Annotated in this window: 23 protein-coding genes and 1 tRNA gene; 12 read left to right on the plus strand and 12 right to left on the minus strand. The window is 65.0% G+C overall.

Annotated elements, in window-relative coordinates; genetic code table 11:
- Positions 1-4 precede the first annotated feature (4 nt).
- The 9 genes from G6N15_RS19180 to G6N15_RS19220 all read left to right on the plus strand — a co-directional run bounded on the left by G6N15_RS19180 (position 5) and on the right by G6N15_RS19220 (position 10,139).
- Complete coding sequence (locus G6N15_RS19180; protein WP_083087534.1) at positions 5-634, plus strand: TIGR02234 family membrane protein; 630 nt, start codon at positions 5-7, stop codon at positions 632-634.
- An 81-nt stretch (positions 635-715) separates the two neighbouring features.
- Complete coding sequence (trpC, locus tag G6N15_RS19185; RefSeq protein WP_083087533.1) at positions 716-1,534, plus strand: indole-3-glycerol phosphate synthase TrpC; 819 nt, start codon at positions 716-718, stop codon at positions 1,532-1,534.
- Between the two features lie 64 nt (positions 1,535-1,598).
- Complete coding sequence (gene trpB / locus G6N15_RS19190; protein ID WP_083087532.1) at positions 1,599-2,870, plus strand: tryptophan synthase subunit beta; 1,272 nt, start codon at positions 1,599-1,601, stop codon at positions 2,868-2,870.
- Positions 2,867-3,679: a tryptophan synthase subunit alpha gene (gene trpA, locus G6N15_RS19195; protein WP_083087531.1), complete on the plus strand. Its 813-nt coding sequence runs from the start codon at positions 2,867-2,869 to the stop codon at positions 3,677-3,679. Before trpB ends, trpA begins: the two co-directional genes overlap by 4 nt.
- Positions 3,676-5,586: a prolipoprotein diacylglyceryl transferase gene (gene lgt / locus G6N15_RS19200; RefSeq protein WP_083087530.1), complete on the plus strand. Its 1,911-nt coding sequence runs from the start codon at positions 3,676-3,678 to the stop codon at positions 5,584-5,586. Before trpA ends, lgt begins: the two co-directional genes overlap by 4 nt.
- Positions 5,587-5,726: 140 nt before the next feature.
- Positions 5,727-6,128, plus strand: a complete 402-nt coding sequence (locus G6N15_RS19205) for a DUF2752 domain-containing protein (RefSeq protein WP_232070487.1) — start codon at positions 5,727-5,729, stop codon at positions 6,126-6,128.
- A 143-nt stretch (positions 6,129-6,271) separates the two neighbouring features.
- A complete protein-coding gene (gene pyk, locus G6N15_RS19210; protein ID WP_083087528.1) occupies positions 6,272-7,690 on the plus strand; it encodes a pyruvate kinase in 1,419 nt (472 codons plus the stop codon).
- A gap of 3 nt (positions 7,691-7,693) precedes the next feature.
- A complete protein-coding gene (locus G6N15_RS19215) occupies positions 7,694-8,551 on the plus strand; it encodes an acyl-CoA thioesterase II (protein ID WP_083087527.1) in 858 nt (285 codons plus the stop codon).
- Positions 8,552-8,741: 190 nt separating this feature from the next.
- Entirely contained in the window at positions 8,742-10,139 is a 1,398-nt protein-coding gene (locus tag G6N15_RS19220) for a bifunctional lysylphosphatidylglycerol flippase/synthetase MprF (protein ID WP_083087526.1), read from the plus strand.
- A gap of 4 nt (positions 10,140-10,143) precedes the next feature.
- Here the strand turns inward: G6N15_RS19220 and G6N15_RS19225 are convergent, their stop codons facing one another.
- From G6N15_RS19225 to G6N15_RS19260, 8 genes are all read right to left on the minus strand, one after another.
- Entirely contained in the window at positions 10,144-10,722 is a 579-nt protein-coding gene (locus tag G6N15_RS19225) for a DUF4190 domain-containing protein (protein WP_083087525.1), read from the minus strand.
- Positions 10,719-12,422 (minus strand): thiol reductant ABC exporter subunit CydC, encoded by a 1,704-nt coding sequence (cydC, locus tag G6N15_RS19230; RefSeq protein WP_083087524.1) that lies wholly within the window; start codon positions 12,420-12,422, stop codon positions 10,719-10,721. Before cydC ends, G6N15_RS19225 begins: the two co-directional genes overlap by 4 nt.
- Positions 12,409-13,989: a thiol reductant ABC exporter subunit CydD gene (gene cydD, locus G6N15_RS19235; RefSeq protein ID WP_232070488.1), complete on the minus strand. Its 1,581-nt coding sequence runs from the start codon at positions 13,987-13,989 to the stop codon at positions 12,409-12,411. The genes cydC and cydD overlap by 14 nt, the downstream gene beginning before the upstream one ends.
- Positions 13,990-14,063: 74 nt before the next feature.
- Positions 14,064-15,104, minus strand: a complete 1,041-nt coding sequence (gene cydB, locus G6N15_RS19240; RefSeq protein WP_083087523.1) for a cytochrome d ubiquinol oxidase subunit II — start codon at positions 15,102-15,104, stop codon at positions 14,064-14,066.
- 16 nt (positions 15,105-15,120) lie between these two features.
- Complete coding sequence (locus G6N15_RS19245) at positions 15,121-16,608, minus strand: cytochrome ubiquinol oxidase subunit I (RefSeq protein ID WP_083087522.1); 1,488 nt, start codon at positions 16,606-16,608, stop codon at positions 15,121-15,123.
- Positions 16,609-16,693: 85 nt separating this feature from the next.
- Positions 16,694-17,311, minus strand: coding sequence for an HdeD family acid-resistance protein (locus tag G6N15_RS19250; RefSeq protein WP_083087521.1), 618 nt, complete (start codon positions 17,309-17,311; stop codon positions 16,694-16,696).
- A 50-nt stretch (positions 17,312-17,361) separates the two neighbouring features.
- Positions 17,362-18,693: an adenylate/guanylate cyclase domain-containing protein gene (locus G6N15_RS19255; protein ID WP_083087520.1), complete on the minus strand. Its 1,332-nt coding sequence runs from the start codon at positions 18,691-18,693 to the stop codon at positions 17,362-17,364.
- 43 nt (positions 18,694-18,736) lie between these two features.
- A complete protein-coding gene (locus G6N15_RS19260) occupies positions 18,737-19,243 on the minus strand; it encodes a DUF488 domain-containing protein (protein WP_083087519.1) in 507 nt (168 codons plus the stop codon).
- Positions 19,244-19,648: 405 nt separating this feature from the next.
- Between G6N15_RS19260 and G6N15_RS23335 the strand changes: the two genes are divergently transcribed.
- Complete coding sequence (locus tag G6N15_RS23335) at positions 19,649-20,137, plus strand: DUF732 domain-containing protein (protein ID WP_232070489.1); 489 nt, start codon at positions 19,649-19,651, stop codon at positions 20,135-20,137.
- A gap of 67 nt (positions 20,138-20,204) precedes the next feature.
- Here G6N15_RS23335 and G6N15_RS19270 read toward each other — a convergent pair whose 3' ends face one another.
- Positions 20,205-20,435, minus strand: coding sequence for a hypothetical protein (locus G6N15_RS19270; protein ID WP_139797820.1), 231 nt, complete (start codon positions 20,433-20,435; stop codon positions 20,205-20,207).
- 99 nt (positions 20,436-20,534) lie between these two features.
- On the opposite strand from G6N15_RS19270, the gene G6N15_RS23340 reads away from it, so the two are divergent.
- On the plus strand, positions 20,535-20,687 hold the full coding sequence (locus G6N15_RS23340; protein WP_169922506.1) for a hypothetical protein: 153 nt from the start codon (positions 20,535-20,537) through the stop codon (positions 20,685-20,687).
- Positions 20,688-20,701: 14 nt separating this feature from the next.
- Here the strand turns inward: G6N15_RS23340 and G6N15_RS19275 are convergent.
- Positions 20,702-20,778 (minus strand) — tRNA-Leu (locus G6N15_RS19275).
- 99 nt (positions 20,779-20,877) lie between these two features.
- Here G6N15_RS19275 and G6N15_RS19280 point away from each other — a divergent pair.
- Entirely contained in the window at positions 20,878-21,498 is a 621-nt protein-coding gene (locus tag G6N15_RS19280) for an ANTAR domain-containing response regulator (RefSeq protein WP_083087517.1), read from the plus strand.
- Between the two features lie 48 nt (positions 21,499-21,546).
- Here the strand turns inward: G6N15_RS19280 and G6N15_RS19285 are convergent, their stop codons facing one another.
- Entirely contained in the window at positions 21,547-22,749 is a 1,203-nt protein-coding gene (locus tag G6N15_RS19285) for a lipid-transfer protein (RefSeq protein WP_083087516.1), read from the minus strand.
- Positions 22,746-23,186 (minus strand): Zn-ribbon domain-containing OB-fold protein, encoded by a 441-nt coding sequence (locus G6N15_RS19290; RefSeq protein WP_083087515.1) that lies wholly within the window; start codon positions 23,184-23,186, stop codon positions 22,746-22,748. Before G6N15_RS19290 ends, G6N15_RS19285 begins: the two co-directional genes overlap by 4 nt.
- Positions 23,187-23,216: the final 30 nt, after the last annotated feature.

Raw genomic sequence — 23,216 nt, forward strand, 5'->3', positions numbered from 1 at the left:
GCCGATGCTTTTGACCGCTCAGCTGTTGCTGGTGCTCGCGGCCGGGGGTCTGTGGGCGGCATCGCGACTGCCGTGGGTCGTCGTGCGCTCGTTCGACGAACTGGGACCGCCGAAGACCGCTACCGTTTCCGGCGCGACGTGGTCAGCAGCGCTGGTGCCATTGGCGTTGTTGTTGCTGGCCACCGCCGTCGCCGCGCTGGCGGTGCGGGGATGGCCGTTGCGGCTGCTGGCGCTGATGGTGGCGGTCGCAAGCCTGGCCAGCGGATATCTCGCCATTGGTCTGTGGGCACTTCCCGACGTGGCCGTGCGGGGGGCCGACCTCGCGCATGTACCGGTGCTCACGCTGGTGGGCAGTGAGCGGCGCTACTGGGGCGCCGCGATCACGCTGGCGGCCGCGGCATGCATGTTGGCCGGTGCGGCGCTGTTGATGCGATCAGCGACGTCGGCGGGGACGACGAAATACACCACACCCGCGGCCCGCCGGTCGATGGCCGACCGCGACGACGCCGCGGTGTCGGAACGCACGATGTGGGATGCCCTCGACGAAGGCAACGACCCGACTGATCGCCCCCACGAGCAGGACCCCTCGCCGGATGAACATGCGCGACACGAACCTGACACCGAGGGTCGGTGACGGATGGCGCGCCATCGCTCGCTACCCTTCGATGGACGTCGTCAATAATCTGGCGGGCCTCGGCGAAAGGAACCGACAGCCATGAGTTCGGCAACCGTGCTCGACTCCATCCTCGAGGGAGTCCGCGCCGATGTTGCCGCTCGTGAAGCCATCGTTAGCCTGTCGGAGATCAAAGAAGCCGCTGCAGCAGCACCACCGCCGCTTGATGTCATGGCGGCATTGCGCGCGCCGGGGATCGCCGTCATCGCCGAGGTGAAACGCGCCAGCCCATCAGCGGGTCAACTCGCGACCATCTCCGATCCGGCGAAACTTGCCCGCGCCTACGAAGATGGTGGTGCGCGGATCATCAGTGTGGTGACCGAGGAACGCCGCTTTCATGGCACGCTGGCAGACCTCGATGCGGTGCGCACGGCGGTGTCGGTTCCGGTGTTGCGCAAGGACTTTGTGATCCGCCCCTATCAGATTCACGAGGCCCGCGCACACGGCGCCGACATGCTGCTGCTGATTGTTGCGGCGCTCCAACAGCCCGCGCTGGTGTCGATGCTGGACCGTACCGAGTCGTTGGGCATGACCGCTTTAGTGGAAGTGCACACCGAAGAAGAAGCCGACCGAGCGTTGAAGGCCGGGGCACGGGTCATCGGGGTCAACGCCCGCGATTTGACAACGCTGGAAGTGGACCGGGATTGCTTCGCGCGTATCGCCCCCGGTCTGCCCACCGACGTGATCAGGATTGCGGAGTCGGGAGTGCGCGGGACTGCTGACCTGCTGGCGTATGCGGGTGCCGGCGCTGACGCGGTGCTGGTCGGCGAAGGTTTGGTCACCAGCGGTGACCCGCGGGCAGCGGTCGCCGATCTGGTTACTGCAGGCACTCACCCGTCCTGCCCGAAGCCGGCTCGCTAGCCGTCCATGGGCCATGGTCAGAAGCGTTGAACCCGATGAACAAGTTGCGCGTTGAGCCTTGGTGATGGCAGATTTCTCCGGCCCGGAGCTGCCTCGCTCCAGTGCGGCCATCGCCGAACCGACCCGCCACGACCCCGATGCTCGTGGTCATTTCGGCGCGTACGGTGGACGCTACGTTGCCGAGGCACTGATGGCGGTCATCGAGGAAGTCACCGCCGCCTACGAGAAGTCGCGTACTGACCAGGATTTCCTCGACACCCTGGACAAGTTGCAGGCGCACTACGCGGGCAGGCCGTCGCCGTTGTACGAGGCACGCCGGCTCAGCGAGCACGCTCATGGGTCACGCATCTTCCTCAAGCGAGAAGACTTGAACCACACCGGATCTCACAAGATCAACAATGTGCTGGGCCAGGCGTTGCTGGCGCAGCGGATGGGCAAGACCAGAGTGATCGCCGAGACCGGCGCCGGGCAGCACGGGGTGGCTACCGCCACCGCTTGTGCGTTACTCGGCCTGGACTGCGTCATCTACATGGGCGCCGTCGACACTGCGCGCCAGGCGCTCAACGTGGCGCGGATGCGGCTGCTGGGCGCCGAGGTGGTGTCGGTCGAGTCGGGCTCCAAGACCCTCAAAGATGCCATCAACGAGGCGTTTCGGGATTGGGTCACCAACGCGGACAACACGTACTACTGCTTCGGCACTGCCGCCGGCCCGCATCCCTTTCCGACCATGGTGCGCGACTTTCAGCGGATCATCGGACTGGAGACACGCGTGCAGATCCGCGAGCAGGCGGGTCGGCTGCCCGACGCCGTGACGGCGTGCGTCGGTGGCGGATCGAACGCGATCGGGATTTTTCACGTGTTCATCGACGATCCGGGCGTCCGGTTGGTCGGATTCGAGGCCGCCGGTGACGGCGTCGATACGGGCCGGCACGCCGCCACCTTCGCTGGCGGCTCACCGGGAGCCTTTCAGGGCTCATACTCGTATCTGCTGCAGGACGACGACGGCCAGACCATCGAATCGCATTCGATCTCGGCCGGTCTGGACTATCCGGGCGTGGGCCCAGAACATGCGTGGCTGCGAGAAACTGGACGCGCAGAGTATCGCGCCATCACTGATGCCGAGGCGATGGACGCGTTCGGGCTGCTGTGTCGCACCGAGGGAATCATTCCGGCGATCGAATCCGCGCACGCGGTAGCCGGTGCGCTCAAGCTCGGCGCTGAAATGGGCAGCGGCGCGCTCATTGTGGTGAACCTGTCGGGTCGCGGTGACAAAGATGTCGAGACCGCTGCGAAGTGGTTCGGTCTGCTCGATGCGCGAGGCGACGTCCATTCATGACTGTGAAACAAAGCGAAACAAGCCGGTTGGCGCCGCTTTTCAACACATGTCAGGAGAGCAATCGGGCAGCGTTGATCGGTTATCTGCCGACCGGGTATCCCGATGTGCGCATCTCGATCGAGGCGATGACAGCACTCGTCGAATGTGGTTGTGACCTCATCGAAGTCGGGGTGCCGTATTCGGATCCGGGCATGGACGGCCCGACAATCGCGACGGCTTCCGAGGCTGCACTGCGCGGCGGGGTGCGGGTCCGCGACACGCTGGCCGCTGTCGAGGCGATCAGTGCAGCCGGTGGCCGGGCAGTAGTGATGACCTACTGGAACCCGGTGCTGCGCTATGGGGTTGACGCGTTCGCGCGTGACTTGGCCGCAGCCGGTGGGCACGGGCTGATCACGCCGGACCTCATTCCCGATGAGGCGGAGCAGTGGCTGGCGGCATCGGACGAGCACGGATTGGATCGCATCTTTTTGGTGGCGCCGTCGTCGACGCCGCAGCGGTTGTCGGCCACAATTGAGGCGTCCCGCGGATTCGTCTACGCGGCGTCGACGATGGGTGTGACCGGAGCACGTGATGTGGTGTCGCGGGCCGCACCCGAACTGGTGAGCAGAGTGAGGGCGGTGTCTGAAATTCCGGTCGGGGTGGGCCTGGGTGTGCGGTCGCGACAACAGGCGGCCGAGATAGCCAGCTACGCCGACGGCGTCATCGTCGGTTCAGCGCTCGTGTCCGCGTTAACTGATGGCATGTCAACGTTGCGCGCACTGACTGAGGAGTTGGTTGCCGGTGTGCGCCAAATGAATTCCGCATCATGACCACTATTCTCGCGTATTTCCCCAGCCCTCCCCGCGGGGTGTGGCACCTGGGCCCGATCCCGATCCGCGCTTACGCATTGTTCATCATCGTCGGCATCGTCGTTGCGCTGCTGATCGGCGACCGGCGCTGGGAGGAGCGAGGCGGCGAGCGTGGCGTTATCTATGACATCGCGCTGTGGGCCGTGCCTTTCGGGTTAGTCGGCGGCCGGCTCTATCACCTGATAACCGACTGGCGGACGTACTTCGGTGGTGGTGGAGCGGGATGGGCCGCGGCGCTGCGCATCTGGGACGGTGGCCTGGGAATCTGGGGTGCGGTGGCGCTCGGCGGTGTGGGCGCGTGGATTGCGTGTCGCCGCCGCGGCATTCCGCTGCCGGCCTTCGCTGACGCGGTGGCTCCAGGCATCGTGCTGGCGCAGGCGATCGGCCGGCTCGGGAACTACTTCAACCAGGAACTCTTCGGTCGCGAGACCACATTGCCGTGGGGCATGGAGGTGTTCTACCGGCGCGATCCGGCCGGATTCGTCGACGTGCATTCGCTCGACGGCGTGTCGACGGGCCAGCTGGCGATGGTGGTGCAGCCGACGTTCCTGTACGAAATGCTCTGGAACATCCTCATCTTCGCTGCACTGATCTATCTGGATCGGCGGTTCACGATCGGTCACGGCAGGCTGTTTGCGCTCTATGTCGCCGGCTATTGCATCGGCCGTTTCTGCGTCGAGCTGTTGCGCGACGACCCGGCAACCCATATCGCCGGGATCCGGGTCAACTTGTTCACATCGACTTTCGTATTCGTCGCTGCAGTGGTCTACGTCATGGTGGCGCCCAAGGGTCGTGAGGATCCCGCGACGCTCGGGGGCACCGCTGGTCGCGCCGAAGAAGCACCGGCGCCCGAGCCGGCCACCGAACTTGCCGCTGTCGCTTCGGCGACCGGTGCGGGCGACGCGGCAACGCTCAGCGGCCAAGGCGGCGACGGGCTCGTCGAGTCCGCGGAAACCGAAGAGGCCGCCGACACCGCTGAGGGCGGGGACGCCGCAGAGGCCGCGGCAGCCGAAGAAGCTGAACCGGAAGAAGCCCTGACCGAAGCCCACGAGGCTGAAGAGGTAGAGCCGGAAATTGTCGCGTCTGAAGTCCCGGAAGCGGAGGCGGCGGAAGTTGAGGAACCCGAGCCGACAGCCGAGGCGGAAGAGCCCGAGACGGAGGAGCCAGATACCGAGATAGCCGGCGAAGCGCCCGGTGAACAGCTGACTGCTGCTCCGGAAGAGGAAGTCGCCGAACAAGCCGCGCCCGCCGCTAGTGACGAGATAGCTGAGTCCGCTCGGAAGCGGTGGAGTTCCCGGCTGAGGACGATGAGGCTGCGGCGGGGAAGACCCACGGCCGCGCAATCCGAGGTTGACGCCGACACACACGTCGCCAAGGCGCCCGGAGCTAGGGAACCCGAACCTCAGGAGGAACTCAAACCTGAAGAAGCTGGCGATGCGCAGCCTGAACCAGTGGCTGCAGCTCCAGCGGACGAGGTAGCGGAGGAAGCCTCGCTGGAGGAGCCGGCAATCGTGGAGGGCGCATCCGAGGAACCCGAAGCCGAAGAGGCGGAGCCCGAAGAGGCTGCGGCTGAGGTGGAGGAAGTCGAGCCTGAGGCTGAGGAGGCCGAGCCTGGGGTGGAGGAGCCAGAGGAGCCAGAGGAGCGTGAGGCTGCAACGGCGGAGACAACCGGGTCAGAAGAAACCGAAGCGGAGGAGCCCGAGCGCGAGGCCGAGCCGGTATCCGAGCCGACCGCCGAACCGGAGTCGAAGCCGGAAGTCACGACCAGCACCCCGCAACCCGTGACCGCCGACTCCCGCATCACGCGATGGAGCTCTCGGCTAAGGAACCTGAGACGGCAGCGGTGGGGCGGCGCAAACGGGCGCTGATCAGGCAGCTCTGCCACGCGGGCCGATCTGGCATGCTTGAGGCGTGACGGATTCGCCGCACCAAGGCGCCTCAAATCCTTATTGGCAACCAAGTGAGGTGCCCCAACCACAGGGCCGCGCGCCGCGAGATGGCACGTAACCTGCCGTCGACCACTCGGCGCCGTCTGTACGGCGCGGTTGGCTCCAGCGCACTGCTCGCGGCCTTCACCACCTACGTGGGCCTGGCTGATCCGCACAACCCGCATTCGCTGTTCCCGCTGTGTCCGTTCAAATTGCTCACTGGCTGGAACTGTCCGGCGTGCGGCGGGCTTCGCATGGTGCATGACGTTCTGCACGGCGATCTGTTAGCTGCTGTCAGCGACAACATTTTCCTGATTGTTGGCCTGCCGATGCTGACGGTATGGATCCTGTTGCGCCGCCGTCACCAAAATGCCGTGCTTCCGATAGCTGCTGTCGCGACCATTGCCGCCGCGGCGATCGCCTGGACCGTGCTTCGCAACCTGCCCGGCTTCCCGCTGATACCGACGGTTACCGGCGGGTAACCGTATGGTGTTGGATTCGACTCGCGCACAACAAGAATCGCCAAGTCGAGTCAAGCACCGCTGCTGCCCTATGGGATATTTCCCATACCCGAGCTTGCGCCACAGCAGGATGAGGCCACGCTGCGGGACTATGCTGAATCGTCGTGACGAGACGCGGGAAGATCGTCTGTACCCTCGGCCCGGCCTCCAACTCCGACGAGATGGTCAGAGCGTTGGTCGAGGCCGGAATGGACGTCGCCCGAATGAACTTCAGTCACGGCGACTACAGCGATCACAAAGCCGCCTACGAGCGGGTGCGCGCGGCCTCGGATGCCACCGGCCGCGCGGTCGGCCTGCTGGCGGACTTACAAGGCCCGAAGATAAGGCTGGGCCGCTTCTCCAGTGGTTCGACCTATTGGGCCACCGGTGAGACGGTGCGAATCACCGTCGACGACTGCGAGGGCACCCATGACCGGGTATCGACCACGTACAAGCAGTTAGCCAACGACGCGGCGGTCGGTGATCGCGTCCTCGTCGATGACGGCAAAGTCGGCCTGCTGGTCGAAGAAGTCCACGGCGACGACGTGGTCTGCACCGTCACCGAAGGCGGTCCGGTCAGCAACAACAAGGGAATGTCGCTGCCCGGCATGAACGTGACCGCTCCGGCCTTGTCCGACAAAGACATTGAAGACTTACAGTTCGCGCTGGACCTTGGTGTCGACATGGTGGCACTGTCGTTCGTGCGTTCGCCGTCGGATGTCGAACTGGTGCACGACGTGATGGATCGCCTGGGCCGCCGGGTGCCCGTGATCGCCAAACTGGAAAAGCCCGAAGCGATCGACAATCTGGAAGCCGTGGTATTGGCGTTCGACGCCATCATGGTGGCCCGCGGCGACCTGGGTGTCGAGCTGCCGCTGGAAGAGGTCCCGCTGGTGCAGAAGCGCGCCATCCAGATGGCCAGGGAAAACGCCAAGCCGGTCATCGTGGCGACGCAAATGCTGGACTCGATGATCGAAAATCCGCGACCGACCCGGGCCGAGGCTTCCGACGTCGCCAACGCCGTGCTCGACGGCGCGGATGCGCTGATGCTCTCCGGCGAGACCGCGGTCGGCAAGTACCCGCTGGCGGCGGTCAAGACGATGTCGCGGATCATCTGCGCGGTTGAAGAGAATTCGGTGGCCGCCCCGCCGCTGACCCACATACCTCGCACCAAACGCGGCGTGATCTCCTACGCCGCCCGCGACATCGGCGAGCGGCTCGACGCCAAGGCTTTGGTCGCGTTCACCCAATCCGGCGACACGGTGCGTCGGCTGGCCCGCTTGCATACCCCGCTGCCGCTGCTGGCTTTCACGCCGCTGCCGGAGGTGCGCAGTCAACTGGCCATGACGTGGGGCACCGAGACGTTCATCGTTCCCACAATGCAATCCACCGACGGCATGATCCGCCAGGTCGACAAGTCGCTGCTGGAGCTGGGCCGCTACAAGCGGGGCGACCTCGTAGTCATCGTCGCCGGCGCACCGCCGGGCACAGTTGGCACGACCAACCTGATTCACGTGCACCGGATCGGCGAAGACGACGTTTAACCAATGTCAGACTTCGACGAACTACTTGCGGTACTGGACCTGAACCCCGTCGGCGACGACATTTACATCGGCTCCCACCCGAGCAAAAATCCCATGCGCACGTTCGGCGGTCAGTTGATGGCGCAGTCGTTCGTGGCGGCCAGCCGCTCCCGCACCCACGACTTGCCGCCCAACGCGCTTTCGGTGCACTTCATCAACGGCGGTGATCCCACCAAGGACATCGAGTTCCGCGTAGTGCGTCTGCGCGACGAACGACGCTTCGCCAACCGCCGGGTCGATGCCATGCAGGACGGCATCCTGTTGTCGTCGGCGATGATCTCGTATCTGTCCGGCGGCCGCGGACTCGAGCACGGCATCGATCCGCCGCAGGTACCCGAACCGCGCACCCTGCCGAAAATCGGTGAACTGTTGCGCGGTTACGAAAAGACCGTCCCGCACTTCGTCAACGCGCTCCAACCGATCGAATGGCGCTACACCAACGACCCGGCCTGGATCATGCGCGACAAAGGCGAACGGCTCCCGCACAACCGGGTGTGGGTCAAAGCCGACGGCGTGATACCTGACGACCCTGTCCTGCACACCGCAGCACTGGTCTATTCGTCGGACACGACGGTGCTGGACTCCATCATCACCACCCACGGGCTGTCCTGGGGCTACGACCGCATCTTCGCTGCGACCGTCAACCATTCGGTGTGGTTTCACCGGCAGGTCAGCTTCAACGACTGGGTGTTGTACGCGACGTCGTCTCCGGTGGCCGCCGACTCGCGTGGCCTGGGCACCGGGCATTTCTTCGATCCCACCGGTCAACTGCTCGCGACCGTCGTTCAGGAAGGCGTCGTCAAATATTTCCCTGGACGTTAAAGCCGGTGGTAACCGCTCTACAACGATCCGGTTCCGACGCCAGCTAAGCCGCCACGCCAGCAGGCATCCCGGCGTAGCGTTTCCGGATATTGGGTAGGCAGAATGTAGGCCGAAACCGACGATGTGCCACTCAAGTGAACAACCAGCCCGGTGCGCCGCTTGAGTGTCAGCAGAGCGACCGGAGGTATGGGTGAGTAGTTCGTCGGTCGACGTCGCGCCGAAGGTGCGTCCAAGCGAGCGGGTGGTTGTCCACGTCGACTCGCTGGCCGCGCGCTGGATCGGTGCGTTAGCCCTGCTCAGCGCGGCATGCTGGCTGGTTGCCGTCATCGCGCACGATCACCGCCACCCCGATTGGCAGGCCACCGGCCGGCTGGCGTGGTCGCTGACGATCCTCGCCGCCGTGGCGCTGATCGCCCGCGGCATCTTCCTGGGCCGACCGGTCACGGCCTTGCACGCGAGTATCGCTGTCCTGGTTCTGTTTGCGGGCCTGGGCGCGCACGTGCTGTCCTTCGATTTACTCGGCGACGTGATGATTGCCGCGTCGGGGCTGGCACTGATGTGGCCCACCTCGGTGCGGCCGAGAGCCGACGACCTGCCGCGGGTATGGGCGCTGATCAACGCGACCAGCGGCGACCCGCTGGCACCGTTTGCCATGCAGACCGGCAAGTGCTACCACTTCAGCGCGGACGGCACGGCAGCGCTGGCATATCGCACCAAGATCGGGTACGCGGTGGTCAGCGGTGATCCCATCGGCGACGAGGCGCAGTTTCCTCAGTTGGTGGCCGACTTCGCGGCGATGTGTCACACCCGGGGATGGCGGATTGTGGTGCTGGCGTGCGGCGAGCGATGCCTTCAGTTGTGGACTGATCCGGCGGTGCTCGGGCAGTCGCTGCGGGCCATACCGATTGGTCGAGACGTGGTCATCGACGTCGCCGAGTTCGAAATGGTGGGGCGCAAGTTCCGCAACCTGCGTCAGGCCGTCAAGCGCACCCACAACTGTGGTGTCACCACCGAAATCGTCGCCGAGCAAGAACTCGACGACGAGCGGTTGGCCGAGTTGACCGACGTGGTGCGGACCTCACCGAGCGGTGCGCACGCCGATCGCGGGTTCTGCATGAACCTCGACGGCGTGCTGGAGGGACGCTATCCCGGAATACAGCTGATCGTCGCCCGCGATTCCTCGGGAACGGTACAGGGTTTTCACCGCTATGCCACCGCCGGAGGCGGCAGCGACATCACTCTGGACGTGCCGTGGCGACGCCGCGGAGCGCCCAACGGACTCGACGAACGGCTGTCGGTCGACATGGTTATGGCTGCGAAAGAGGCTGGCGCGCAACGATTGTCGCTAGCGTTTGCGGCGTTCCCGGAGATCTTCGACGAAAAGCACCGCGGCAGAATGCAAAGCCTCTTCTACCGGCTGATCCACCTGCTGGATCCGTTGATCGCGCTGGAGTCGTTGTACCGGTATCTGCGTAAGTTCCACTCCGCCGGCGAACGGCGCTACGCGCTGGTTCAGTTGAGGCAAGTGTTGCCGCTGCTGTACGTGCTGTTGTCGCTGGAGTTCATGCCCCGCCGACGCCGCCTGTAGAAACCTATGGCGACGGCCGCGGTGTGAGCGTGACGCTGAACTTGTTCTCGACGTGCTCACGGAATCGCTCCACGCATTGCTGCCGCAGGGCCGGATCGGAGCCGGCCCGCTGCAAGCAGTCGACGTAGTCACCACCGCCGACGTCCTGCCACAGCACGGACCATATCGCGATGAAAATCAGGCCCACCACAATCGCTATCCCGCCCAGCACCATGCCGGCGATCGCGACGCCGCCGTTGTTGGCTTCGCCGCGCCGGACCCGCCGATAGCCGACGATTCCCAGCACCGTGGCCACTGCGCCGAGGATCACACCGCCGAAGACCGACCACACGCACAGCAGAGCGATGACGGCGAGCACCAATGCTGCGGTGCCCAACCCGTTCCGGGGGCCGCGCGGCGGCCCGTAAGGCGGGTACGGCTGCGGCGGGGGATAGCCGCTGGGGTAGGGACCGGGCGGATAAGGGTATGGCGGCGGGGTGTGCTGACCCGCGCCCGGCCACGGCGACCCGTGTTCCGGTCTGCCTGGCTGGGTTTCGGGCCTATCCGACGGCGTGTCGGAGGATCTGTCCGAGAAATCTGTCATGGCAAGCGCTCCACATCGGCCGGCGTGGACAACCGGCAGTCAGCGTACTCGTCGTGACCGAGGCGTAGTTGCGGACAGCGAATGTCGTTGGGCAGCTGGTGGGTTGCCACCACGACGGTGCGCCCGGCGGTCATTAGCCCACCGGCCGGGGAGAGCAGCTCGCGCAAAAGGTCTTCGGCGTCAACGGCGTCGAGGTGTTCGGTCGGCTCGTCGAGCAGCAGGATACGGGCTGGTGAGATCACCGCGCGGGCCAACAGCAACCGCCTGCGTTGGCCCGCTGATACTGCTTGTGCGCCTCCGGTCAACACGGTCGCGAGACCGTCAGGCAGGCCGGCCAGCCAGTGCCCGAGGCCCACACGGTGTAAAGCTTCGATCAGCTCGTCGTCGCCGCAGTCTCCGCGGGCCACTAGCAAGTTGTCCCGCACTGTGGTGGCGAAGATATGAGCGTCTTCTGCGAAAAAGCAGACGGTCCTGCGTAATTCACTTTCACTCAGCAGCTCTATCGGGGTCCCGTTCACCTTAACTTGACTGTGCAAGGTTGGCAGCAATCCGGCGAGCGTCATCAACAGCGTGGTCTTGCCACATCCGCTGGGACCGGTGAGCGCCAGCCTGGCGCCGGGTGACAAGTCCACGCTCACCTGAACTGAATTGGTCCCATCGGCGTACCCGGTGCGAATATCGGCGGCCAACAGCCGCGGTGTTTCTCTGGCCGTGGGCGATGCAGCGTGGGTGACGGCCTGGGCATCGCCGGGCTGAGTCAGCTCGCGCAGCCGACGGGCAGCGATCCGCGAGCGGGTCAGCTGGATCGCGGCGCCCGGAAGCGCTGTCGTCGCCTCGAACGCCGACAGCGGAAGCAACATCAGGATTGCCAGGGTGGTGGGCGCGACGGAAGATGCCATCCCGATACCGGCGACCACGGCTGCTAGCACGCTGAGGCCGATCGCTGCTGTGGGCACGGCCTCGGCGACGGCGGCCGGCTTCGCCGCGGCATCGAGCGCATCTGCCCAATGACGGTGTTGTCGCGTAGATTCGGCGATGACATCGGGCAAAATGCCACCGACGCGGAGCTCGGGTGCATGTTCCAACGCGATCATGGCTGAGGCGTTGCGGTCGGAAAGATGTTGGCAGGCAACGTTCTCCTGCGCCGTTGTGGCTCGAGCGGAAAGGTAGGGCGCCAAAACGCCTGCTGCCAGCAGGCACACGGCCAGCACCAATGCCGCCGGTGGCGAGATGACGGCGACGACCGCCGTAGCGGCCACTCCCAGTACTGCGGCCACGGTGATCGGCAACACCGCCCGCACCAGCACATCGGCGAGCTCGTCAACGTCTGCGCCGACCCGGGTCACCAGCTGGCCGCTGTGCAGCCGCGCCACGACGCGCACCGGTCCACGGGCCAAGCGTTGATAGATTCGGGCGCGCGCATTTCCGGCTGCCCGCAGTGCGGTGTCGTGGGTGGCCAACCGCTCGCAGTAGTGCAGCACGCCGCGGGAAATCGCCAGCGCCCGAACCGCGACCACCGCCACCGACAGGTCCAGCACCGGCGGCATCTGCCAGGCCCGGGTGATCAGCCAGGCCGAGACCGCGGCCAGTGCCAGCGCGCTGCTCAGCGACAGCGCGCCGAGAGTGACGGCCAACAGCAGACGGGGAAGTCGAGGCCCAAGGAGCCTGTACGCGGATAGCAGCGGGTCAGACGTACGCATAGCGCTCCGCACCCACGTGGATGACCTGATCACCGGTCGCGACAACCGGTTCGCGATGAGCGACGACCACCACGGTGGCTCCCGCTCGCGCACGTTCGAGGACCGAATGCAGCACGATGGTCTCGGTGTCGCTGTCGAGGTGGGCGGTCGGCTCGTCTAACAGCAGCAGCGGTGCCGATGAGCCCAGCGCACGAGCCAGGCCGAGGCGCTGACGTTGTCCCAGTGACAATCCGACCCCGTCACGTCCCAGCATGGTCTGCAACCCGTCCGGTAGCTCGGTCAAGACAGCGTCGAATCCCGCGGCGCCGCAGGCTGATTCAATGTCGAGCAGCTCACCGAACAGATTCAGGTTGGCGGCAACAGTTCCCGGGATCAGCACCGGGCGTTGCGGCAGCCACGACAGCTGTCGCCACCACCGGTTGGCCTCGAGTTCACAGATGTCGATTCCGGCCACGGTGACCCGGCCCTCGTCCGGCGCCATGAGACCGGCGATGACCTGCAGCGCGGTGCTTTTGCCCGCGCCGTTCGGCCCGGTCAGCACCGTGACTTGACCCGGCTGGATCGCGGCGCTGAGATTCGCTGGTGCATTGCCGTCGCGGCCACTGACACAGAGGTTTTCGAGACGGATCACCGCACCGCGCGCGGATACGGTCCGGCGTCCAGGCGGGACGGCGGCTGGGTGGTCGAGCAGCGCGAAAGCTTTGTCGGCTGCGGCCTTGCCGTCTTGGGCGGCATGGAATTCGGCGCCGACGCGGCGCAGCGGCCAGTACACGTCGGGAGCCAGCAGCAAGGCGGTCAGACCTGCGGCCAGACTCATTTGCCCGAACACCAGGCGCAGACCGATACTGACAGCGACCAAAGCGACGCCTAGCGTGGCCAGCAGCTCGAGCACCAAAGCCGACAGGAACGCGATCCGCAGTGTCGCCATCGCCGAACGACGGTGGGCGGCAGAAAGTTCCGCGATGCGCTGCTCTGGCCCGGCGGCGCGGCCCAATGCCCGCAGCGTGGGAAGCCCGGCGATCAGATCCAATAATTTGGCATGCAACGTCGTCATAGCGGCCAGCGCCGCAGCAGATCGCTGCGTCGTCGCCAGGCCGATCAGCACCATGAAAATCGGAATGAGCGGCAAGGTGATCAGCGCGACCACAGCCGATTTGAGATCGTAGGCAGCCATCACCACGACGGTGGCCGGCGTCAGGATGGCGGCAAGCATCAATGCGGGCAGGTATCCGGTGAAGTATGGCCGCAGTCCGTCCAAAGCGCGGGTCACGACCGTCGCGGCAGCGTCGCGCTGTGCCGCCAGTTGTCTGGGCGTCCGTGCCGTCACTGCGGCCAATACCTGGCCGCACAGGTCGGCGATCACCGAGCTCGCACTCTGTTGACCCAGCCGGGCCTGAAGCCAGCGCGCGAGTGTCCGAACCGTCCAGACCACCAACAGGACGGAGAACCCCGGCGCCCAGCGCGGCAGGCTACGAGCGGACGGATCCGTGATGACCCCGGCCGCCATATGGGCGAGCACGGTAGCGGATGCGATCGAGCAGCCGGAGATCACCGTGCCGCAGGCCAGTGTGCCCGCCAGGAAGCGGCGCAAGGGTGCTGATCTCCGCCACAGTCGCGGATCCAGGGGCGCACGGCTGGCGTTCAGGATGCCCGCCTCGCCAATCCGGTCGACGGCGGTATCCGGTCGGCCGAGATACGCTGCCGGAACACCCAATACGTCCAGCCCTGATACACCATCGCCAATGGTGCGAACACCGCCGCTGCCCACGTCATGACCTTCAGCGTGTAGGGCGTGGACGATCCGTTCTCGATGGTGACGCTCCACGCCGGGTTCAGGGTGGAGGGCACCAGGTTCGGGTACAGCGCACCGAACAACAACACCACCACGGCCGCGACCACCACGGCCGAACAAGCGAACGCCCAGCCCTCAGAGCTTCGACGCCACACCAACGCCACTGCCGCCAACTGCGCCACCACCGCGACTGCAAGGACCGTCCAGGTCCAGTTCTTGCCGTGTGCCAGCTGCGTCCAACCCCCGAAGCCGGCGACCAAGGCCGTCACCGGCGCCGACAACCACCGGGCGAATCGCTGCGCATCGTCGCGAATCGCCCCAGATGTCTTGAGCGCGAGGAATATTGCGCCGTAGAGCAAGAACAGCCCGCAGGTAGCCAGGCCGCCCAGCACGGTGTAGGTATTGAGCACGTCGCTGATCGACAGGTGAACCCGGTGATCGGCAGTCACCGGCAGCCCGCGGACTAGTGCGGCGAACGCCACCCCCCACAGCAGCGCCGGAAGCCATGAGCCGGCGGCGATCCCGGAGTCAGCCCAGCCCCGCCATTTGGTGGCGTCGACCTTGCCCCGCCACTCGATGGCGACCGCCCGCACGATCATCCCGAACAGGATTGCCAGCAGCGGCAGGTACAACGCGGAGAACACCGTGGCGTACCAGGCAGGAAACGACGCGAACATCGCCGCGCCGGCAGTGATCAGCCAGACCTCGTTACCGTCCCAAACCGGACCGATGGTGTTGAGCGCGGCGCGGCGATGCGTCTCGCGGTCACCCGTGCCGACACGGGCAAGCGGCTCCATCAGCATGCCTACGCCGAAGTCGAAGCCTTCCAAGAGGAAAAAGCCTAGGAACAGCGCGGCCAGGACACCGAACCACAATTGGTTGAATGCCATGGCGATCAGCTCCTTCTCAGTACGCGAATGACAGTGGTGCCACCTCATCCCCACCGGGCGCTGCGGGAGCAGCCGGTTCGGCGTCGTGCTCCTGCGGACCCTCGATGACGTAGCGCTTGAGCAACCAGAACCAGATGACGGCCAGTACGGCGTATACCGCGGTGAAGGTGACCAGCGAGGTGACAACCATAGCGATGGCGTGGTCGGACACACCCTGCGCGACGGTGAGCCGGACCTGCTGGTCGCCGGTCGGGTTGGGGACGACAACCCAAGGCTGGCGGCCCATTTCGGTGAAGATCCAGCCAGCGCTGTTAGCCAGGAACGGTGCGGGAATGGTCAAGAGTGCGAGCCAGGAAAACCACCGCTGGCCGGGGATGCGCCCGCGGCGGGTGAGCCACAAGGCGACCAGCGCGAACAACACCGGAATCGCGAGCAACCCGATCATGGCCCGAAACGACCAATAGGTGACGAACAGATTGGGCCGGTAATCGCCTGGGCCGAACCGGTGTTGGTAGTCGCGCTGAAGGTCGCGCACTCCTTGCAGCCGCACGTCGCTGATCCGGCCTTCGGCCAACACCGGCAGGACGTATGGCACTTCGATCACCCGGGTGAGGCTGTCGCAGTTGTTCTGCCGTCCGACGGTCAGGATGGAGAAGTGAGGATCGGTCTGGGTATCGCACAAAGATTCGGCCGACGCCATTTTCATCGGCTGCTGATGAAACATCAGCTTGCCCTGTGCATCGCCGGTGAAAAACAGCACCACCGATGCAACTAGCGCAACCCAGCAGCCCAGCATGGTGGCCGGCCGGTACATCGTGCGCGCGTCGGTTTCTGCTTCCTGCGGATCCATGCCCGATCCCGCGGCAGTACCCGCGCGCGACCGGACCATCCACCACGCGCACACCGCGGCGACGAAAGTTCCCGCGGTCAAAATGGACCCGGTGACGACATGTGAAAACGCCTGCTGCGCCGTGTTATTGGTGAGCAAGGCGAAGATGCTGTGCAACTCCGCGCGGCGCGTCGAGGGATTGTAGTGTGCCCCGACCGGGTGCTGCATGAACGAGTTTGCGGCGATGATGAAGAACGCCGACACGTTGACCGCTATCGCCACAACCCAGATGCAGGCCAGGTGCACCAGCCGCGGCAGCCGACTCCAGCCGAAGATCCACAAGCCGATAAACGTGGACTCGAAGAAGAACGCGGCCAAGCCCTCCATGGCCAGCGGTGCGCCGAACACGTCGCCGACAAACCGGGAATATTCGCTCCAGTTCATGCCGAACTGGAATTCCTGGACGATCCCGGTGGCCACCCCGAGCGCGAAATTGATCAGGAAGAGTTTGCCGAAGAACTTCGTGAGCCGATACCACGCGACGTTGTCGGTGAGCACCCACACCGTCTGCATGACAGCCACCAGCGGCGCCAGGCCAATGGTGAGTGGCACGAAGATGAAGTGGTAGACGGTGGTGATACCGAACTGCCACCGGGAAATGTCGACGACGTCCATGTTGCCAACTCCCGGACCTGCCTACGATTGACTACGACACAGTGTAGTAGATAGGCGCGCCGCCACTACGGAAACGTCGCGCAGATCACGGACCAGCCGTCGGCTCGCTGGTCCCCGTTCTGCCCGACCAGGCTTTGCCCAGCGCTTTGGATGCACTGCGAATGCCGAACGACGACGCGATCTCGAACACGCCGATGACCACGAGCCAGATGCCCACGACGAGCGTCAGTATCCAGATCGATTCGAACGGCGAAGCAATAACGACGATGCCCGCCAGCAAGCTGACGACGCCGAGGAAGATCGCCCAGCCGCGGCCGGGAAGGCTGGGATCGCTGATGGCCGAGGTCGCCGTTGCCACACCGCGGAAGATAAAGCCGACGCCAATCCAGATCGCCAACAACAGGATTGCGACCAAGGGGTCGTTGCCGAAGTGTCGGAAGGCCAGAACAGCCAGCACCAGCGACGCGGCACCGCTGATGAACAACAGCACTCGGCCCCCGGCGGACACATGCAGACTGAAGGCGAAGATCACCTGCGCGATGCCGGTGATCAATAGATAGGCGCCAAAGACAATGGCGGCGACCAGGATGGTTTTGCCGGGCCAGACCAATACCAGGACGCCAAGGGCCAGCGCCAGGATCCCGGATACCAGCGTCGATTTCCAAAGATGCGGCAATAGGCTTGGGGCAACAGTCGGTTCCATCAGCGAAGTGTCCCACAGACCGCAATGCCGGCGCGCGGTTTGCCGGGCGGTCAGACGCTGGCGGTCTGCGTTACGTCGCTGCGCAGGCTACTGGAGCGTGCACCCGGCTTGCGGCCGACGAGATACCAGGTGTGCATGACTCCTTTGCCCTTGACTTCGATGTCACCTCGTTCCTCGAGCACGAAGTCGTCTTTCAGGCGTTCGTAGACGTCTTGAGGCACCTGAATTCGGCCCTCGGGATCGGTTGACTCCATCCGCGACGCGACATTGACGGCGTCACCCCACACGTCGTAGAAGAAGCGGCGCGACCCGACCACTCCCGCGACGACCGGCCCGGTGGCCAACCCGATGCGCAGCGGTAGCGCACGGCCGTGCGGGTCTTTGAGGTCGGCTGCAGCGTCGGCCATGCCCAGCGCGAGGTCCGCCAAAGCGTGCACGTGATCATGCCGGGGCCAGGGCACTCCGCTGACCACCATGTACGAGTCGCCGCTGACTTTGATTTTCTCCAGCCCATGCTTGTCGACCAGCGCGTCGAATTCGGTGTAGAGCCGGTCCAAGAACTCGATCAGTTCGGTTGGGGCGGTGGCGCTGGCCCGTTCGGTGAACCCGGCGATGTCGGCAAACAGAACCGAGGCCTCGTCGTATTTGTCGGCAATGACGTTGCGCTCCGGATCTTTGAGCCGAGCCGCGACGCTGGCCGGCATGATGTTGGCCAAAAGCGCTTCGGATCGGTCGTATTCGACTTCCATGACCGCTTCGGCGCGGGCGATTTCCCGCAGCGCGTACCACATCGTCACCACCACCATCAGGCATGCCGAGACAGCGGCGATCACGAAGCCCAGCGACTGTGCCCAGTCCGGCTGTAGCCCGGTGTTGCGTGGGACGAGAAACTCCAACGCGATCACCAAGCCAGCGGCGACGGTGGCCAGGGTTGCCGCCAGTGCGATGTGTTCGATGCCGAGTTGCAACACCACCAGGCAAGCCGTGACTAGGAAGAAGAACTGCAGTCCCGAGCCGGTGCCGACGTTCCAGCAGATGACGAAGATCGAAACATATGCGGTGCAGATAAAGGTAAGCGGCGCAACAAGTTCCCCGAAGCGGTGCAGTAACGGAACCGTGGCGAAAACCGCAGCGGCGAGGAGGTTGACCAGTTGGGTCCGCCAAACTGGGTGCCCCACTGCAAGGCCGAGAACGGCATAGCTTGCGCACACCAGTACCGCCATCGTGGCGTTGATGTTGAGCACCCGGCGCCGCCGCGAGGCGCTGTCGGCATAGTGCTGGTTGCGCGCGCGTGTCTGCTCCCGCACTGCTTCGACGCAGCACGGTGTTCGCGACGAGTCGGCCGTCCCAGGCTGTGCGGCACGTTTCCTCTTAGCCGCCACGTCGAAAGCCTACCGTTGAGCTGGCCATTTCCGGAATGCGGTATCACGAAGTGGCCGGCTGCTCGCCGGCGAGCCATTCGGATATGCGGTGCTCTGACAGTGATCCATTGGGCATGATGTGCTGCACCGTGTGTCCGTCGCGGGTAGCCAAGTCGGCGATCATGCGCCGGTGGCAACGCCACCACACCGGTTCGCCGCACATGATCGCGACGTTGCAGGATTCCGCTTCGTGCAGCAACCGTTCGTACGCCGTGCGAAATTCCGTTGTGCGGGTGTGAGCGGCGTAGTTGGCGAACGCCTGGTTCTCCCACCATTGGTCGCTTGGCAGGGGATGGGCTGGCGGCTTGCGCCGTCCACCGAGCCCGGGTTCGTGCCGGTAGCCGATGCCGGCATCTTTTAGCCACCTCGGCATGGTTTGTTTCGACACGTCGGGGTTGCGCCGCGAGCCGGGGAAGCTTCGGACGTCGACCAGCAGGTCGATGTCATGTTGGCGAAGCGCGGTGGTGAGTTGCTCGGCGGTTTTCGCGCCGTGGCCGATGGTGAACAGCATTGGTGCCCTCGGTGGGATTCCCATCCATACGTTACTGAACTGTGCTTGGGCGAAGCGCCGACTCATCGGCGGTGCGGACCTACGATCACAGGCATGACGCGCGATCGGGAGACGATCGACGCCGAGCTGCGGCGGCTCGCCGCGCTGCGCCGTTCGGCTCGCGAGCAGGGTGGCGAGCCGTGGAGTCGTAAGCTCGACGAACTCCTTGATGAGCGCCTCGGGCACCGGCCAGAGGCGTCCGAAACCGAGACTGACAACCGTGCGAGACGCAGGTTTTCGCCAGCACCTCGGTCGGAACGACACGACGTCGACGACGTCACACGTTCGCAGCGTCGAAGCATCCTGCGCCGCGTAGGCCCCCTCATGGTCTTGCCGCTATCCCTGATAGCCCTCGCCGCGTTGGTGATGCTGATGTTCACGGCGTCCCACAGCGCGCCTCCGGCGGCGCAGCCGACAGTAGTGCCACCGCCGCCTGCGCCGGCTGTGATCCCGCCGTCGGCGGCACCATCAAACCCGGTTGCACCAAGTTCGCCGGCTCCGCCACCGCTTGACATCGTCGACAGCGCCTTCATCGACGCGCTGAAACACGATGGCCTGCCAGTTCCCAGCCACGATTACGTGACGAATCAGGGGCACGCCGTCTGCGACTTCCTCGCACACCAACCCAACCTCGCAGATGCCGTCAACTTCGTGCAGCGGACGTCGATATGGAACGCCGATCAAAGCGCCGACTTCGCTGCGGGCGCCATCGTCTCGTACTGCCCCCAGTACGAACCGACAAGCCCCGGCGAGATGCCGCCGGCATTCCAAAATACTTTTGATGTTCTGCAAGCCATACAAGGTAAGTTGCAAGCCATTCGTGGTGACTTGCAGGATATATCAGGCCAGCACTAATCCCGTCATCGCCGCGCTGTCAGTATGCAGGTTCCGACCGTTGCGCTGCAGTGCATTTCGCGCTTTCTTAACCGCACCAGTCGCGCACATCGGGCGGGTATTGGTCGAGCGGTCCAGTACACCGCTGGCCTGGCGGGTAGTTGACACGGGCATTCATCAGGTCGCAGGGAATGTAGACCTGCTTGCCTTCGGGAGTGTTGCTCAAACATTGCGTTGGCGGCTGGGCATGGGCCTGGGTGGGGGCGATGAGTGCCACCGCTAAAGCACCGAGCACGCACACGACAGGTCGACGGATCATCGGAACTCCTTTTGAGTGGTGGGGTTTGGGTGGTTCCTAATGTGACTCCGGTTAAGCGCGGCCCGTCTGGCGTAACGACCGCGAAGGAATGGCTAATTATTGACCGGCGTAAACAAGGGGATATGGGAAATTGTCGAATTTCGCACCGCCGGCGGACTCGGCACGATCGCGCTGGTATTCGGCGATTGCGGAACGCGGCAGCACTGGCGGGCGGGCATTGAGGCGATAACCAAGAACCACAGGAATGCCTGATGGCATGCAACCTCTGGTGCCCTCGGTGGGATTCGAACCCACACTGTCTGGGTTTTGAGTCCAGTTCCTCTGCCAGTTGGGATACGAGGGCTTACCCGTATACGGCCTCCCACCATAGAGGATGCGTGCGAGGCTGCGGCGTCACAACCCCGAGGTCGCTGGGGACTGCGGTTCGCGACACAATGTCGTCATGACCGGCTCTACGACCGAAGTCGATGCTGTCAGCGCCCGCCGCGTTCTGATCGCCGAGGATGAGGCGCTCATCCGCATGGACTTAGCCGAAATGCTCCGCGAAGAGGGCTACGACATCGTCGGTGAGGCCGGTGACGGGCAGGAAGCGGTCGAGCTGGCCGAGCAGCTCAAACCCGACCTGGTGATCATGGACGTGAAGATGCCGCGCCGCGACGGCATCGACGCCGCATCGGAGATTGCCAGCAAACGGATCGCGCCGATCGTCGTGCTGACCGCGTTCAGCCAGCGCGACCTGGTCGAGCGAGCCCGCGACGCCGGTGCCATGGCGTATCTGGTGAAGCCGTTTTCGGTGACCGACCTCATTCCGGCGATCGAACTGGCCGTCAGCCGGTTCAGCGAGATCACCGCATTAGAGCGCGAAGTGGCGACGCTGTCCGACCGGTTGGAGACCCGCAAGCTGGTCGAACGGGCTAAAGGTCTTCTGCAGACCAAGCAGGGCATGACCGAGCCGGAAGCGTTCAAATGGATCCAGCGTGCGGCCATGGACCGGCGCACCACGATGAAACACGTTGCCGAAGTGGTGCTGGAAACGCTGGACACCCCGCGCGAGCAGACGTAAAAGCCACCAAAACACCGGCGTGTCGGGGGCCTTTACGTCTGCTCGGCCTTACTTGGCGACGATTACCGATGAGCCGTGGCCGAAGAGGCCCTGGTTGGCGGTGATCCCGACCGTGGCGCCCTCGACCTGCCGTCCGGTGGCCTGGCCGCGCAGCTGCCAGCTGAGCTCGCAGACCTGCGCGATGGCCTGCGCCGGAATTGCCTCACCGAAGCACGCCAGCCCACCCGACGGGTTGACCGGGATCTTGCCGCCGATCGTCGTCGCGCCGCTGCGCAGCAGCGCCTCGGCTTCGCCCTTGGCGCACAAGCCCAGATGCTCGTACCAATCGAGTTCCAAAGCGGTGGACAGGTCGTAGACCTCGGCCAGGCTCAGATCTTCGGGCCCGATACCGGCTTCTTCGTATGCGGCATCGAGGATTTGATCCTTGAACACCCGCTCCGGCGCCGCTACTACTGCAGTGGAATCCGTTGCGATATCAGGTAATTCGGGCAGATGTTGGGGATAACGCGGGGTCACCGTGCTGACCGCGCGCACCGACGGCACACCGTCAAGCGAGCCGAGGTGCTCGCGGGCGAACGTCGCGCTGGCCACCACCAGCGCCGCCGCCCCGTCGGAGGTGGCGCAGATGTCCAGCAGCCGCAACGGGTCGGCCACCACGGGGCTGGCCAGAATGTCCTCAAGAGCTACCTCTTTGCGGTAACGGGCGTTCGGGTTCTGCAGCCCATGGCGCGCGTTCTTGACCTTCACCTGCGCGAAATCCTCGACGGTGGCGCCGTAGAGGTCCATCCGCCGACGGGCCAGCAGCGCGAAGTACACCGGGTTCGTCGCCCCGATGAGGTGGAAGCGCTGCCAGTCGGGATCGTTTTTGCGCTCGCCGCCGACTGGCGCGAAGAAGCCTTTGGGCGTGGTGTCCGCGCCGATGACCAGCGCCACGTCGCAGAAACCGGCCAGGATCTGGGCGCGGGCGCTCTGCAGCGCCTGTGAGCCGCTTGCGCATGCCGCATAGCTGGAGCTGACTGGGACGCCGTTCCAGCCCAGCTTCTGCGCGAACGTCGCACCGGCAACGAAGCCGGGGTAACCGTTGCGGATGGTGTCCGCGCCGGCCACCAGCTGAATCTGACGCCAGTCCAGGCCTGCCTCGCCCAGCGCGGCTCGGGCGGCTACCACGCCGTATTCGGTGAAGTCGTGACCCCACTTGCCCCACGGGTGCATGCCCGCGCCAAGGATGTAGACAGGTTCGGGGGTACTCATGAAGCGATTCTCCAGCCGTACACGATTCGCTCCACACCGTCGTCGGTGAACAGCGGCATGGTGGTCAGTTCCATCTCCATGCCGATCCTCAGGTCGGTGGCCAGTGTGCCGTCGACCACCTTGCCCAGGACGATCAAGCCTTCGTCAGCCAATTGCACCGCGGCGACGGCGAACGGCTCGAACGGGTCCGTAGCCGGATACGGCGGGGGCGGCGCGTAGCGGTTTTCGGTGTAGCTCCACAGCGTTCCGCGCCGCGACAGCGGCACCGACTCGAGGTGGTCGCCGTCGCAGGCGGGGTTGGGGCAGTTGTTCGCCCGCGGCGGAAACACATAGGTGCCGCACCGTGGACACTTGCTGCCGATCAGATGGGCGGCGCTGGCCTCGTCGGTGGCGAACCATCCCTCGATCGCCGGCTCTTGGCGGGTAGCTGCTGGCACGCGGCCAGCCTACCGACAACAGGGGCAAAA

The sequence above is a fragment of the Mycobacterium noviomagense genome (assembly GCF_010731635.1).
GTDB lineage: Bacteria > Actinomycetota > Actinomycetes > Mycobacteriales > Mycobacteriaceae > Mycobacterium > Mycobacterium noviomagense.

Coding starts and splice junctions, on each gene's coding strand:
- G6N15_RS19280 (WP_083087517.1), top strand. CDS start 20,878: ATGACCGGCTCTACGACCGAAGTCGATGCTGTCAGCGCCCGCCGCGTT.
- G6N15_RS19260 (WP_083087519.1), bottom strand. CDS start 19,243: ATGCTGTTCACCATCGGCCACGGCGCGAAAACCGCCGAGCAACTCACC.
- G6N15_RS19225 (WP_083087525.1), bottom strand. CDS start 10,722: ATGACAGATTTCTCGGACAGATCCTCCGACACGCCGTCGGATAGGCCC.
- trpA (WP_083087531.1), top strand. CDS start 2,867: ATGACTGTGAAACAAAGCGAAACAAGCCGGTTGGCGCCGCTTTTCAAC.
- trpC (WP_083087533.1), top strand. CDS start 716: ATGAGTTCGGCAACCGTGCTCGACTCCATCCTCGAGGGAGTCCGCGCC.
- trpB (WP_083087532.1), top strand. CDS start 1,599: ATGGCAGATTTCTCCGGCCCGGAGCTGCCTCGCTCCAGTGCGGCCATC.
- G6N15_RS19215 (WP_083087527.1), top strand. CDS start 7,694: ATGTCAGACTTCGACGAACTACTTGCGGTACTGGACCTGAACCCCGTC.
- G6N15_RS19270 (WP_139797820.1), bottom strand. CDS start 20,435: ATGATCCGTCGACCTGTCGTGTGCGTGCTCGGTGCTTTAGCGGTGGCA.
- G6N15_RS23335 (WP_232070489.1), top strand. CDS start 19,649: ATGCTGATGTTCACGGCGTCCCACAGCGCGCCTCCGGCGGCGCAGCCG.
- G6N15_RS19285 (WP_083087516.1), bottom strand. CDS start 22,749: ATGAGTACCCCCGAACCTGTCTACATCCTTGGCGCGGGCATGCACCCG.
- G6N15_RS19245 (WP_083087522.1), bottom strand. CDS start 16,608: ATGGACGTCGTCGACATTTCCCGGTGGCAGTTCGGTATCACCACCGTC.
- cydB (WP_083087523.1), bottom strand. CDS start 15,104: ATGGCATTCAACCAATTGTGGTTCGGTGTCCTGGCCGCGCTGTTCCTA.
- G6N15_RS19180 (WP_083087534.1), top strand. CDS start 5: ATGCTTTTGACCGCTCAGCTGTTGCTGGTGCTCGCGGCCGGGGGTCTG.
- lgt (WP_083087530.1), top strand. CDS start 3,676: ATGACCACTATTCTCGCGTATTTCCCCAGCCCTCCCCGCGGGGTGTGG.
- cydC (WP_083087524.1), bottom strand. CDS start 12,422: ATGCGTACGTCTGACCCGCTGCTATCCGCGTACAGGCTCCTTGGGCCT.
- G6N15_RS19250 (WP_083087521.1), bottom strand. CDS start 17,311: ATGGAACCGACTGTTGCCCCAAGCCTATTGCCGCATCTTTGGAAATCG.